Here is a 12,832-nt window from a genome sequence, read left to right as displayed (position 1 = left end):
GGCTTCGTCCCAGCCTATAGTTCCGCAGGCGGGCCACCTAGCGTTCCGCCATGCCGCAGCGCCCTGAACAGGACAAAGCCTGCCTGATAAGGGAATATATAACTATGAAGGCACGCATTCTGGTGGTAGACGATGACGAAGCGCTGGCCGAAATGATCGGAATTGTTCTTCGCAATGACGGCTTCGAGCCGGTCTTCTGCGCCGACGGCGCCAAGGCGCTTGACGTTTTCCGCTCATCCCGGCCGGACCTTGTCCTTTTGGACCTTATGCTTCCCGGCGTGGACGGCATTGAGGTCTGCCGGCAGATCCGCGCGGAGTCTGACGTGCCCATCGTGATGCTCACCGCCAAGGCAGACACCTCCGACGTCGTCCGCGGCCTGGAGTCCGGTGCCGATGACTACGTGCCCAAGCCGTTCAAGCCGGCCGAACTCGTGGCCCGTGTCCGCGCCCGGCTCCGGCCCGGTGACCAGAAGGCCCCGGAAACCCTGAAGATCGCGGACATCACCATCGACGTAGCCGGCCACACGGTCAGTAGGGGCAATGAGCGGATCTCCCTCACGCCGCTGGAGTTCGACCTCCTGGTGGCCCTTGCCCGCAAGCCGTGGCAGGTGTTTACCCGCGAACTGCTGCTCGAGCAGGTCTGGGGCTACCGCCACGCCGCCGACACGCGGCTGGTCAATGTCCATGTCCAGCGCCTCCGGTCAAAAATCGAGCAGGATCCGGAAGCCCCGGAAGTTGTATTAACGGTGCGTGGTGTCGGCTACAAAGCAGGGGCCTGACCCCGCAGTTCCCACGGGGGGACCTGCCAACGCGCCCGCTGCGGGAAATTCTCCGGAATCCCACGGCGGGCCTGACCGGCCTGAGCCTCACAAGGCGCCGGAGCACACCGACGCCGTAACTGCCGGCTTCCAGAAGCTGTCCTTCCGCGCCAGGATCTGGCGGCGGCGCACCCTGATCGTCTGCCTGCGCGTTGCCCGGCTGGTTCTAACAGGGATCCGGCGGTTCCTTCCGGCGGTCCGCTATATAGGGCGGGCCCTGCACCGGCGATGGCGCCGGTCGCTGCAGTTCCGCACCGTCCTCACCACCCTGATGCTCGCGATCACCTCGTTTGCAGTGGTTGGTGCATACCTGTCCAACCAGATCGCCAACAACCTGTTCCAGGAGCGGCTGACCCAGGCCGAGTCGGAAACCCGCTACAACGTCAAGCAGGTCCAGGACACCTTCGACGGCGCCCAGGTCACCGATCAGTCCAGCGTGATCACCCTGGTATACGACACCCTCAACGCGGTGGAGGGCCGGGGTTCCGTCATCCAGCGGCGGTATGTCTTCGAGGCCATGCCCGAACAGACCAAACCCCGCAACCGGTGGGTGGAGTCACGGGCATCGGACCAGCTAACAGTCAGTGTGATCCCGCCTGAGCTGCGTAAGGCCGTGCAGGAGTCGGGAAAGGACCAGTACTGGGCGTCCACCGTGATCCCGGTCGGCACTGAGGACCGTCCCGGCATTGCCGTGGGCAACAAGGTGACTTTCAATGGCACCGTCTACGAGCTGTACCTTATTTACGATCTGAACACCGCGCAGCAGACCCTCGACGAGATCCAAAGCGTGCTGTGGGCAGGCGGCGCCGTGCTGGTCCTGATGATCGGCGCCATCGCCTGGTACGTCACGCGCAACGTCGTCAGCCCGGTCAGCCACGCCGCCATGGTGTCCGAAAAGCTGGCGGCCGGCCAGTTGCAGGAACGGATGGTGGTCCGGGGCGAGGACGAGGTTGCCCGCCTTGGCGCCTCCTTCAACCATATGGCAGCAAGCCTCCAGGAGCAGATCACGCAGCTGGCCACGCTGTCCCAGATGCAGCAGCGCTTTGTATCCGATGTTTCCCACGAACTGCGGACTCCATTGACCACCGTCCGAATGGCAGCGGAAGTGCTGTACGACGCGCGGGAAGAATTCGATCCCATCAACAAACGCTCCGCCGAGCTCCTGTACAACCAAGTGGAGCGTTTCCAGTCCCTTCTTTCGGACCTGCTGGAGATCTCCCGCTTCGATGCCGGCGTGGCCATGCTGGACGCCGAGCCGGAGGACATCCTTCAGGTGGTGGCCCACGTTATTGAAGGGGCGGCGCCGGTAGCAGCCGAGTACGGCTCCGAAATCATCCTCAGCGCCCCCGGCGGCGCCATCATCGTGGAAATGGATGCCCGCAGGATTGACAGGATCCTTCGGAACCTCATCCTCAACGCCGTGGAGCACGGCGAAGGAAAGCCGGTAAGGGTCACCGTGGCAGCCAGCCGGACCGCCGTCGGAATAGCAGTCCGGGACCACGGCATTGGCATGGCACCGGCGGAAGCCGCCCGCGTCTTTGACAGGTTCTGGCGGGCAGACCCTGCCCGCGCCCGTACCACCGGGGGCAGTGGCCTTGGCCTGTCCATAGCGATGGAGGACACCAAACTCCACAACGGCTGGCTCCAGGCGTGGGGGAAGAAGGGCCACGGGGCAAACTTCCGGCTGACACTGCCTCTTCGCCAGGGCGAAGACATCGACAAGTCGCCGGTTCAGCTGGAACCCAGTGACATCACGCTCCCCGACGAGGCGGACAACAAAAACATGCTCGTGCTGGAAGCCGGCGGAGCGCCGCTTGTTCCGGCGTCCACGCCGAAGGAGACCACATGACGGGCGACACCTCAGGCCGGGCAAAACCCGTGGCTTTACTGCTGGTCCTGCTGGCCGTCCTGCTGGCCGGCTGCGCCCGCATCCCCACGTCCGGACCGGTAGGCAAAAGCAGTGAGGGAAGCGCCGGCAACCTCAGCGCACCCGTGTTCCTGCCGGCTGCGCCGCAGGACGGCGCTACGCCCGAAACGATCATCGACTACTTCTACCGGGCAGGCAGCGGCTATGAGGACGACTACGCGGTCGCACGCCAATATCTGACCCAGGCGTCATCCGTCTCCTGGAAGCCGGACCAGCGCGCCCTTGTGTACCGTGAAGCACGGGTTGTGCCGGGCGAGGCGGAGAATGTCTACAACTATGAGCTCGACGTCGCCTACACGGTCGACGCCGACGGAATAGCCACCCAGTCCCCAGAGGGCACCGTTGAGAAGATCCCGGTGACGGTTACCCAGGTGGACGGGGAATGGCGGATTTCCGCCCTTCCGGATGGCACAGCCATTGCCGAAGAAACCTTCAAGGTCATCTACGGCGCATACCCCATCTACTTCTATGACCCCAGCTTCACGTACGCGGTGCCTGATGTCCGCTGGTTCATCAAGAACAAGACCGTCAAGGCGATGACCAGTGCGCTGCTGGCCGGGCCTGCCCCGTATCTGCGTGGCGCCGTGGTGAGCGCCTTCCCCTCGGGCATCAAGCTGGCCCGGGAATCGGTGCCTGTTGTCTCAGGCGCTGCACAGGTGGACCTGACAGCCAAGGAACTCACTGAAACCTCACCCGAAGACCGCCTGCGGATGCAGATGCAGCTGACCCTGACCTTCCGCAGCCAGCCGGATGTGGTCAATGTCGAGCTGCGCGCAAACCAGGACCTGGTCCGCGTCGAGGACAACGGCTCGGTCCTCCCGCCGGTGCTGGACAAAAGCGTGCCCTCACGCCAGATTGCTGTCAGCGGCAATGATCTGGTGCGCTACGAGAACAACAGGGTGTCACCACTGCCGGATATGCAGCCGGTGTCTTCCCTCAACCCGCGGTTTCCCGCAGAATCCCCGGTGTCACAGACCGCGGCCTTCCTCAACGACAGCCGCACCACCCTGTACAGCATCAATCCCGGCCAGCCGGCGAGGGCATTGACTACACGGAGCACCCTGACCCGGCCGTCCTTCGGCCTGAATGAATGGGTGTGGTCGGCAGGGCCGGGAGCTTCGGGGGGAACCGAAGTTGTTGCATACCGCCCCACGGGCGTGGCCGAGGGAGCCAACGTACCGTCGGTAACCCTGGCGCCCGCCTGGCTGGCGGGACGCACCGTCAAGGACTTCCGGATCTCGCGGGAAGGAGTCCGGGCGCTGGTGATTTCCGAACAAAACGGGAAGACCCGCGTGCAGGTGACCGGCATTATCCGCGGCACGGACGGAACACCGCGGGAGCTGACGCCGCCGGTTTCCCTGGCCACAAACAGCGAACCGGACCAGGGCGTCTGGGTCAGTGACTCCACCGTTGCCGTGATGAAGGGCGCCGCGGCGTCGAACGTCACGCCGGAGTTGCTGTCCCTCACCTCGGGGCAGCCACAACAACTGGCCCCGTGGCCCGGACTGGTGGCACTCAGCGCCGGGAACGGGGCTGAGGAAATCTATGCGCAGTCCGCGGAAGGCGTCTTCCAGCGGCTCGGAAATGGCTGGTCCCCCCAGATCAAGGGACCCATCGAGCCGTCGTTCCCTGGCTGATGCTGTTGCCCCGCCCGGCGTTGTCCACATAGGCGGGGAGCGTCGTTTCCTCGGAGTACGTGCGGGCAGATCCTTATGTGGTGAGCAACAAATGCACTACTGAGGCCGGGGCGGGGAGGAGGGTTCGGCTGGACCCGGACCTTGCACCGGCACCCGAACGGTCCGCCAGCCACCGCTCCGAATATCAGAGTGCACTCCTGCGCCTGCTGGACCAGGCAGCGGGGGCTGCGGCAGACCTCCTTGCGCTTGCTGTTCCGGTGGACTGCGTCTGCTGCGGCGCCGAAGACCGGGCCCTCTGCGGTCAGTGCGACCGCCGTATCCGGCGGCTGACGTGCGACCCATTCCGTGCCGAGAGCGGAGCACCTGCCCTGATGGATGTTGGCGGCAGGGTTCTTCTGCCCGTCGTGGCTGCCGGTGTTTACCGGGAGGAGCTCGCCCAGGCACTGTTGTCCTTCAAACGCCACGGCCAGTATCAGCTCAAAAGCAGCCTCGGGCGGGCGCTCGCCGGGGCTGTCCGTTCCGCATCACCCGGAACGGAAGTGAGCTGTCTGGTCCCGGTGCCGAGCAGCAATGCGGCCTTCCTTAAACGCGGTTTCAGTCCCGTCCACCTGCTCCTGGAGGAGGTGTCACGCCAGGTGCCCGGGCTTGCGGTGCAGGATGTGCTGGGAAAGACCGGGTCGGGCGGCCTGCAGCTGCCGGGCGGGCAAAAAGGCCTCGACCGTGGCGGCCGCGCAAAGCGGGTCCGGGGTTCCATGCAGGTCCGCCAACGTGGCCGGAACCAAGTAGCCGGACAGCGCTGCATCATTGTCGACGACGTCCTCACTACAGGCGCGACACTTGCTGAAGCAGCCCGGGCACTGCACGTGTCCGGTGCGTTGGTGACGGGCGCAATCGTGCTGGCTGCGACACGCCCGCCCGACTCTTCAGGCCCCGGCGCCGCATCCCCGGAAGGCCGCGGAAGGGAGCATGTCTTAGAAAAAAATAAACCAGGAAAGGATGAATAAAGGATGGCTATGAACTAACGTCGGTGGTGGGTACCAAGAACAGAATGTACCTGTCGATGGCGGCTCGGAGAGGGGCTTGACTGTCAAACAGATCGGCCCAGGGAAGTGCTGCCGTCGTGTCACCGAAGTCATTTGGAGGGCACCATGGAGTTTATGATCAGCGGACGAAATCTGACAGTTTCAGACCGGTTCCGCGAATATGCCGGGGAGAAGATCTCAAAGATCGAGTCGCTGGGGGACAAAGTCCAGCGTGTTGATGCGAAGGTTTCCAAGGAGACCAGTTCCCGGCAGACCGGCGACCAGCTGACCGTTGAGGTGACAGTTCTGGGCAGGGGACCGGTGATCCGTGCCGAAGCAAGCGCCGCTGACAAGTTCGCGGCATTCGACCTCGCGTACAACAAGTTGCTTGAGCGTCTCCGCCGCGCCAAGGACCGCAAGAAGGTCCATCATGGACGGCACACACCCAAGGCTGTCCGCGAAGCAACCGCCACGCTGGAGCCCGCCAGCGCCCACGAACCGATCTACGTCGAGGCGAGCCACCGGAACGAAACGGCGGAGGCTCCCACAGAGAAGTCTCCCTATGATGTTGACAACGACATCCCTGCCGGCGATTCCCCGGTCCTAATCCGGCGCAAGGTCTTCCCGGCCGCCTCGCTTTCCCTCGATGATGCCGTGGACAACATGGAACTCGTCGGGCATGACTTCTACCTTTTCGTGGACAAGGCGACGAATACGCCGTCCGTCGTGTACCGGCGCCGCGGCTGGACCTATGGGGTTATCACCCTGGACCACGAATGCGAACCTGGTGACACCGTGGTCGAAGAAAAAATCATTGCGTACCGTTCGGACGATGCAGCAGCAAAGGCCTAGGGTGGTGAACACCATCCACAGGGAGGACTGATGTGCCAGCGACGCTGAGCCTGGACCAGGCCCGGCGGATCGCTCTGGCAGCACAGGGACTCGACAAAGGACGGCCCACCGGCCCCGTGACATCACGGACGGTGGGCCGCACCTTTGCCCGGCTCCAGCTCGTCCAGATAGATTCCGTCAATGTTCTCGCCCGGAGCCACTTCCTCCCCTTTTTCTCCCGGCTGGGAAACTACGACCGCAGCATCCTCCAGCGGATGTCCGGCACCCATCCGCGGCGGATGGTGGAGTACTGGGCTCATGAGGCCAGCTATATCCGCCCGGAGCATTTTGCCGACCTCCGCCTCTGGCAGAAAAGGGCATGGGTGGGCGCCGCCGGCATGGACCCCGGTGTGCGGGCTACCATCTCTGCCAGGATCCTCGAAACGCTCGCGTCCGCACGCCCGATGACCGCTGCCGAGATCGCGGCGAGGATCGGCCACGTCGAGGAAAAGCAGGCAGTCAATTGGGGTTGGAACTGGAGTGCGGTCAAGCGGGTACTGGAACACCTGTTTGAGGAGGGCCTGGTTTCGGCGGCTTCCAGGACTGAGCAGTTTGAGCGCAAGTACACCCTGACCTCCAGGGTGCTGCCGGGCGTTCCCCTTCCAGGGCAGCGGGAACTCGATCGCACGCCTGCGCTGTACCGCCTTATCGATGCCGCGGCCCAGGCCCACGGCATCGGAACCGTGCGGTGCTTTGCTGACTACTTCCGCACCCCGCTCAAGGCCGCGGCGGCCTCCGTGGAGCATTTGGTGGATTGCGGGAGGCTGGAGCGGGTGACGGTGGCGGGCTGGAACCGCGACGTGTTCCGGCACGTGGAGGCCACGCTTCCACGCAAAGCCGCCGCCCGGGCCCTGCTGAGTCCCTTTGATTCCTTGGTTTTTGAACGCCGCCGGCTGGAAGAACTGTTCGGCTTCCACTACCGGATCGAGATCTACACTCCGGAGCACAAAAGGCGTTATGGGTATTACGTGCTTCCCTTCCTTTTAAGGGACCGGATTGTCGCGCGGGTGGACCTCAAAGCTGACCGCTTAGGCGGGAAACTCCTGGCCAGGTCCGCGTTCGCCGAGCCCGGCGCCCCGGGGGACACCGCCGTCGAACTCGCAGCCGAGCTCCGCTTGATGGCGGACTGGCTGGGACTTCCCGACGTGGAGGTGAGTTGCCGCGGCGACCTGTCCGGGGCGCTCGCGAAGGCCGTTGCCGGCTTGTAGCCCGTATCCGCTCTGAGGGAACAAACGGGCCCCGGGGCGGTGTCTCTCCCGTAGACTAAAAACGCCAGAATCGGCGGCATAAGACTGGGAGCATCTTCACGTGGCATCACTTATCGAAAAACTTCTCCGCACCGGTGACAAGAAAACGCTCCGGCAACTGCGGAACTATGCCGACTCCATCAACGCCCTGGAAGATTCGTTCAAGACTTTCACGGATGCCGAACTCCGTGAGGAAACGGACCGGCTGCGCGAACGCCACCAGGATGGGGAGAAGCTTGATGACCTGCTTCCCGAAGCCTTTGCCGCGGTCCGGGAAGCGGCCTCACGGACCTTGGGCATGCGCCACTTCGACGTTCAGCTGATGGGCGGCGCAGCCCTGCACCTGGGCAACATCGCGGAAATGAAGACCGGTGAAGGCAAGACCCTGGTGGCAACTGCTCCTGCCTACCTCAATGCGCTCACCGGCAAAGGCGTTCACGTTATCACCGTCAACGACTACCTGGCCGAATACCAGTCCGACCTCATGGGCCGCGTCTACCGTTTCCTCGGCCTGACCAGCGGCTGTATCCTCGCGAACCAGGATCCGGCAGTGCGGCGCCACCAGTACGCCTCGGACATCACCTACGGCACCAACAACGAGTTCGGCTTCGACTACCTCCGCGACAACATGGCCTGGGACAAATCGGAACTGGTCCAGCGCGGGCACAACTTCGCCATCGTTGACGAAGTGGACTCCATCCTGATCGATGAAGCCCGTACCCCGCTCATCATTTCCGGTCCCGCCCAGGGTGACACCAACCGCTGGTACAGCGAATTCGCCAAGGTGGTCCTGCGGCTCCAGCCTGAGAAGGACTACGAAGTCGACGAAAAGAAGCGCACAGTCGGTGTCCTGGAAAGCGGCATCGAAAAGGTCGAGGACTACCTCGGCATCCAGAACCTTTACGAATCCGCGAACACGCCCCTTATCGGGTTCCTCAACAACGCGATCAAGGCCAAGGAACTGTTCAAGCGGGACAAGGACTACGTCATTCTCGACGGCGAGGTCCTGATCGTTGATGAGCACACCGGCCGTATCCTTGCCGGCCGCCGCTACAACGAAGGCATGCACCAGGCCATCGAGGCCAAAGAAGGCGTGGAGATCAAGGCGGAGAACCAGACCCTGGCCACCGTAACGCTGCAGAACTACTTCCGTATGTACGGCAAACTCTCAGGGATGACCGGAACTGCCGAGACCGAGGCAGCGGAATTCATGGGGACCTACAAGCTCGGTGTGGTTGCCATTCCCACCAACCGCGACATGCAGCGGATCGACCAGTCGGACCTGGTCTTCAAGAACGAGGCGGTCAAGTTCGACGCCGTCGTGAAGGATATTGCCGAACGGCACGAAAAGGGCCAGCCGGTCCTGGTGGGCACCACGAGCGTGGAAAAGAGCGAATACCTGTCCCGGCTCCTTGCCAAGGAAGGAATCCGCCACGAAGTCCTGAACGCGAAGAACCACGCACGGGAAGCAGCCATCGTGGCGCAGGCCGGCCGGAAGGGTGCCGTCACCGTGGCAACCAACATGGCCGGCCGCGGTACGGACATCATGCTCGGCGGCAATGCTGAATTCACTGCTGTGGCGGAGCTGGCGAAGCGGGGTCTTGATCCGGAAGAGAACTCCGAGGAATACGAATCCGCCTGGCCTGCCGCGCTTGAAGCTGCCAAGCAGTCCGTCAAGGACGAGCACGAGGAAGTTCTGAACCTGGGCGGCCTATACGTGCTGGGTACCGAACGGCACGAATCGCGCCGCATCGACAACCAGCTGCGCGGCCGTTCCGGCCGCCAGGGCGACCCCGGTGAGTCCCGTTTCTACCTTTCACTGACTGACGACCTCATGCGGCTCTTCAACTCCGGTGCCGCGGAGCGCCTGATGAACAGTTCGGTCCCGGACGATGTCGCGCTGGAATCAAAGCTCGTCTCCCGTGCCATCGCTTCGGCGCAGGGCCAGGTGGAGGGCCGCAACGCCGAACAGCGCAAGAACGTCCTGAAGTACGACGATGTCCTCAACCGCCAGCGCGAGGCCATCTATGGTGACCGGCGCCGGATCCTTGAAGGCGATGACCTGCACGAAAAGGTGCAGTTCTTTATTGAGGACACCATCACAGCCCTCATTGATGCTGCCACAGCGGAGGGCAACGGCGACGACTGGGACTTCAACCTGCTCTGGACCAACCTCAAGACGTTGTACCCGGTCAGCGTCACGGCCGACGAGATCATCGAGGAAGCCGGTGGCAAGTCCAGGCTTACGGTTGAGTTCCTGAAAGAGGAGCTGCTGTCCGATGCCCGGTTGGTCTACCAGGCGAGGGAAGAGACTATCGGTTCCGAAAGCATGCGCGAGCTGGAACGCCGCGTTGTCCTGTCAGTGATTGGACGCAAGTGGCAGGAACACCTTTACGAGATGGACTACCTCAAGGAGGGGATCGGCCTGCGCGCGATGGCCCAGCGTGACCCTCTTGTCGAGTACCAGCGTGAGGGCTTTACCCTGTTCCAAAGCATGATGGAGGCCATCCGGGAGGAAAGCGTGGGCTTCCTTTACAACCTCGAAGTGGAAGTCACTCCTGCCCGGGATGTCGTAGTGGCTGACGATGAAGGTGGACACACCGAGCACGTTGAGCCACAGGTGCGGGCCGCCGGACTGGAAGCGCCGGCCCAACCTGCCCAGCTGCAGTACACTGCTCCCCGCGAGGATGGCGGCACCCAGACCCGGGTGGAAACCCGGTCCTCCGGCCGCTCAGGAAATCCCGCCAAGGCTGCGGCCCAGGATGCAGCAAAGCGATCTGCGAAAAAGAAAAAGCGCTGACTCTCGTCGCGAGAAACTGATAGTTGAATGAAGGGCAGGGCCGGGACATCGTTTCCCGGCCCTGGTCGCGTTTGGCATCAATTTTCATTAGCACGATACCGCTCGGCTCTTTGCTGTAAGCCCCTCAACCGATGACAAGCTCAGTCACCCGCCATACCTGCTTGCCACGCTCCAGCCGGATGGCCACAGCCCGGGCGCGGACATCATCCACCACAACGGCGCTGGCTTCATAAATGCCTTCCGCCACTTCGCAAACGCGGACCGAGCGGACGATGGAATTCCGATGCAGCCGAGCCAAGGCGGGGTTGCCCGTCCGGGTGATTTCGCGCCGGATCAGGCAGGCGCGGTGCTGCAAGGCTGCGAGGCAGCGGGGATCAAGCCGCCGTGCCAGCTGGTGGACGGGGCGGATACCCGCGAGTACTTCCATGGCAGCCTGGACTGTGCCGCGGGTGACCGCACGCACCTCCGACAACTCATCGGCCGGGCGCAAGACTGGAGGCGTCGCGGCCTGGCCGGGTGGGGAAATCCTGGCCGGCGCCTGTGGTGGAATCTGCCGGATTGTCGGATTCCCCGCCCTTCCTGGCGTTTCGACGGCTCGAATAGGTATCGCTGCGGTCATTGCTTTCCCCTTGCTGGTGGCTGAAGTTATGGATTGCTTGAAGGCGGTCCGGCGCTAGGCTGCGGAGGGCGGCTGAAGTATTTGTCCTGGGAGCAGCACGTCGGGATTCTGCCCGATGATGGCGCGGTTGGCCGCGTACCACCGAGGCCACTGCATGGCGATCTCCACGTCCGAGGCTCCTGGTCCCATCGCCTGCGCGGTGATGTCCCACAGTGTGTCTCCCGCCAGGACAGCCACGGCGCCGGTTTCGGCTTTCGCCTCCTCGACTGCGCGTACTGCGGGAGCAGCCAGCAGCCCCGGGCTGGCCACCGGAGCAGCCGGCTGCCAGCCTGGGTCGATGTCCGATGGGGGAGTTGCGGGGTTCTCCGAACGTAGCGTCACTGACAGCGGTTCGGCGCTTGCAGCGGCTGCAACCCGGTCCTGCGTGGGTGTCCACTCCGGTCCGGGCAGCATCGTGTTTGCATGTGCAGCCGGACCGGACATCAGCTGAACCGAAAGCGCAGCAAGAACGAGCCGCTGCATTAGTGCCGGGGACAGCTTCCGGGTCACTGCTGCCGCGCGGGTCCTGCCGTTGCGCTCCAGAAGAGCGGTGGCTCCCGCGAAGACAAATGCAAGGCACCACCAGCCAACCAGGACGGCTCCGCCGGCCGCCGCGCCTGCGCCAAGCAGGTGCTCCGGGTGGAGCCCCTGCTGCCGGGCGGCGGAGCGCTGCCATTGCTCCAGAATCCCGGAACCCGCAGCATAAAGAACGACGCCCAGCAGCAGCACAGCTGTCGCGCTGATGGCGTCGGTGGCTCGCGCGGATTCTGCTGATTGGGTCATTGGATTCCTTTTGATGAAGTTTGATGCTGTTTGATATTGATACAGTCAGTTTGAGGGCGCTATCTCGCTTTGTCCAGACGGTGGAGAGAAAAATCCTCATTCGTTGACCTCGTACGGCCCAGGCCCTACGCTGGCCGGATGCGCTGGGATGCACTCTTTACTGACCTCGAAAGCCAATTTGCGGAGGCGGACCGGCTGGCCCTTGACGCCGAAGTCAATGAGCGGGCGCGGGCGGAAATGGTGGGTCTGGAACTGGCCGACCGGTTGCGGGCAGTTCTGGGCTGCAGGCTAACGGTCTACCTGGCCGCGGGGGAATCTTTTTCCGGCACGCTCTCACACGTCGGCGGGGAGGCATTGGTGCTGGATGAAGGACAGCACCAGCTACTCATTCCGTACGCGTCAGCGGTGCGCTATGTTGGCCTGGGCCGGCTGTCACTGGCTGAAACGTCCTCTGTGCGCCGGGGGATCGGGCTGGCTCATGCTCTGCGCGGGCTGGCCCGGGACCGCGCCGAACTGTCGGTCATCATTGGGAACGCCGGCGGAGTGGTCCGCCTTGCAGGAGTCATCGACCGGGTGGGAAAGGACTACGTCGACCTTGCTGTCCTTACTCCAGGCGAGGTGCGCCGAGGCCAGCACGTGAATCAGATCGCAACCATTCCCTTCACTGCGCTGGCTGCGATCAGGTCACGGCGGACCACTGAGCTCTAGGGGCTGGCGCTCCAGGCTGGAGCGGCACGTGAAGCCGGAGAGCCGAGTGAGGGGGAGAGGTCAGACTGACTTCGACTTCGATTCCTGGATCATGCGGCTTGCTTCGGCGTACCGTTCCTCGATGTACTGCTCAAGCATCTTTTCTTCCACCCGCCACTGGCCCCGGCCGCCAACCTGGATAGCCTTGAGCTCACCGCTCCGGACCAGCGCGTAGGCAGCCGGAGAATTAATCTGAAGCTGCTCGGCGACGTCTGCGAGTGTAAGAAATCTGGGCATATATCCATTTTGCCACCGGTATTGGCACTTTGCTGCTTTTATCCACAATTTGGCCCTATTTGGAC

General features: G+C 63.4%; 11 protein-coding genes. 8 read left to right on the top strand and 3 right to left on the bottom strand.

Annotation, left to right across the window (positions count from 1 at the left end; all coding sequences use genetic code 11):
• Positions 1–104: 104 nt before the first annotated feature.
• From mtrA to secA, 7 genes are all read left to right on the top strand, one after another.
• On the top strand, positions 105–779 hold the full coding sequence (mtrA, locus tag AC5RUQ_RS06935; RefSeq protein ID WP_163162297.1) for an MtrAB system response regulator MtrA: 675 nt from the start codon (positions 105–107) through the stop codon (positions 777–779).
• A gap of 136 nt (positions 780–915) precedes the next feature.
• Complete coding sequence (mtrB, locus tag AC5RUQ_RS06930) at positions 916–2,667, top strand: MtrAB system histidine kinase MtrB (RefSeq protein ID WP_493947179.1); 1,752 nt, start codon at positions 916–918, stop codon at positions 2,665–2,667.
• Positions 2,664–4,382, top strand: a complete 1,719-nt coding sequence (locus tag AC5RUQ_RS06925) for an LpqB family beta-propeller domain-containing protein (protein WP_493946627.1) — start codon at positions 2,664–2,666, stop codon at positions 4,380–4,382. The genes mtrB and AC5RUQ_RS06925 overlap by 4 nt, the downstream gene beginning before the upstream one ends.
• Positions 4,383–4,462: 80 nt before the next feature.
• The gene (locus tag AC5RUQ_RS06920; protein WP_493946626.1) at positions 4,463–5,386 is read left to right on the top strand and encodes a ComF family protein; all 924 of its coding nucleotides are present in this window, start codon (positions 4,463–4,465) and stop codon (positions 5,384–5,386) included.
• 144 nt (positions 5,387–5,530) lie between these two features.
• Complete coding sequence (hpf, locus tag AC5RUQ_RS06915) at positions 5,531–6,256, top strand: ribosome hibernation-promoting factor, HPF/YfiA family (protein WP_493946625.1); 726 nt, start codon at positions 5,531–5,533, stop codon at positions 6,254–6,256.
• 32 nt (positions 6,257–6,288) lie between these two features.
• The gene (locus tag AC5RUQ_RS06910; protein WP_493946624.1) at positions 6,289–7,503 is read left to right on the top strand and encodes a winged helix-turn-helix domain-containing protein; all 1,215 of its coding nucleotides are present in this window, start codon (positions 6,289–6,291) and stop codon (positions 7,501–7,503) included.
• A 100-nt stretch (positions 7,504–7,603) separates the two neighbouring features.
• Positions 7,604–10,342 (top strand): preprotein translocase subunit SecA, encoded by a 2,739-nt coding sequence (secA, locus tag AC5RUQ_RS06905; protein ID WP_493946623.1) that lies wholly within the window; start codon positions 7,604–7,606, stop codon positions 10,340–10,342.
• Positions 10,343–10,466: 124 nt separating this feature from the next.
• Here secA and AC5RUQ_RS06900 read toward each other — a convergent pair whose 3' ends face one another.
• Together AC5RUQ_RS06900 and AC5RUQ_RS06895 are read right to left on the bottom strand one after the other, a co-directional pair.
• The gene (locus AC5RUQ_RS06900; RefSeq protein ID WP_493946622.1) at positions 10,467–10,832 is read right to left on the bottom strand and encodes an Rv3235 family protein; all 366 of its coding nucleotides are present in this window, start codon (positions 10,830–10,832) and stop codon (positions 10,467–10,469) included.
• Positions 10,833–11,015: 183 nt separating this feature from the next.
• Positions 11,016–11,783 carry a LysM peptidoglycan-binding domain-containing protein gene (locus tag AC5RUQ_RS06895; RefSeq protein WP_493946621.1) on the bottom strand — a complete coding sequence of 256 codons (768 nt, stop codon included), beginning with the start codon at positions 11,781–11,783 and terminating at the stop codon, positions 11,016–11,018.
• Positions 11,784–11,921: 138 nt separating this feature from the next.
• On the opposite strand from AC5RUQ_RS06895, the gene AC5RUQ_RS06890 reads away from it, so the two are divergent.
• The gene (locus AC5RUQ_RS06890) at positions 11,922–12,491 is read left to right on the top strand and encodes a hypothetical protein (protein WP_493946620.1); all 570 of its coding nucleotides are present in this window, start codon (positions 11,922–11,924) and stop codon (positions 12,489–12,491) included.
• A 60-nt stretch (positions 12,492–12,551) separates the two neighbouring features.
• Here the strand turns inward: AC5RUQ_RS06890 and AC5RUQ_RS06885 are convergent, their stop codons facing one another.
• Entirely contained in the window at positions 12,552–12,767 is a 216-nt protein-coding gene (locus tag AC5RUQ_RS06885; protein ID WP_045729765.1) for a helix-turn-helix domain-containing protein, read from the bottom strand.
• Between the last annotated feature and the right edge of the window lie 65 nt (positions 12,768–12,832).

Source organism: Arthrobacter sp. MDT2-3 (assembly GCF_059090465.1).
Note: the sequence above shows the minus strand (reverse complement) of the source record. Positions and strands in the feature narration are given on the sequence as shown.

Excerpts from the sequence above, each read along its gene's own strand:
- AC5RUQ_RS06890 (WP_493946620.1), top strand. The coding sequence starts at position 11,922 with ATGCGCTGGGATGCACTCTTTACTGACCTCGAAAGCCAATTTGCGGAG.
- AC5RUQ_RS06885 (WP_045729765.1), bottom strand. The coding sequence starts at position 12,767 with ATGCCCAGATTTCTTACACTCGCAGACGTCGCCGAGCAGCTTCAGATT.
- mtrA (WP_163162297.1), top strand. The coding sequence starts at position 105 with ATGAAGGCACGCATTCTGGTGGTAGACGATGACGAAGCGCTGGCCGAA.
- AC5RUQ_RS06925 (WP_493946627.1), top strand. The coding sequence starts at position 2,664 with ATGACGGGCGACACCTCAGGCCGGGCAAAACCCGTGGCTTTACTGCTG.
- hpf (WP_493946625.1), top strand. The coding sequence starts at position 5,531 with ATGGAGTTTATGATCAGCGGACGAAATCTGACAGTTTCAGACCGGTTC.
- AC5RUQ_RS06895 (WP_493946621.1), bottom strand. The coding sequence starts at position 11,783 with ATGACCCAATCAGCAGAATCCGCGCGAGCCACCGACGCCATCAGCGCG.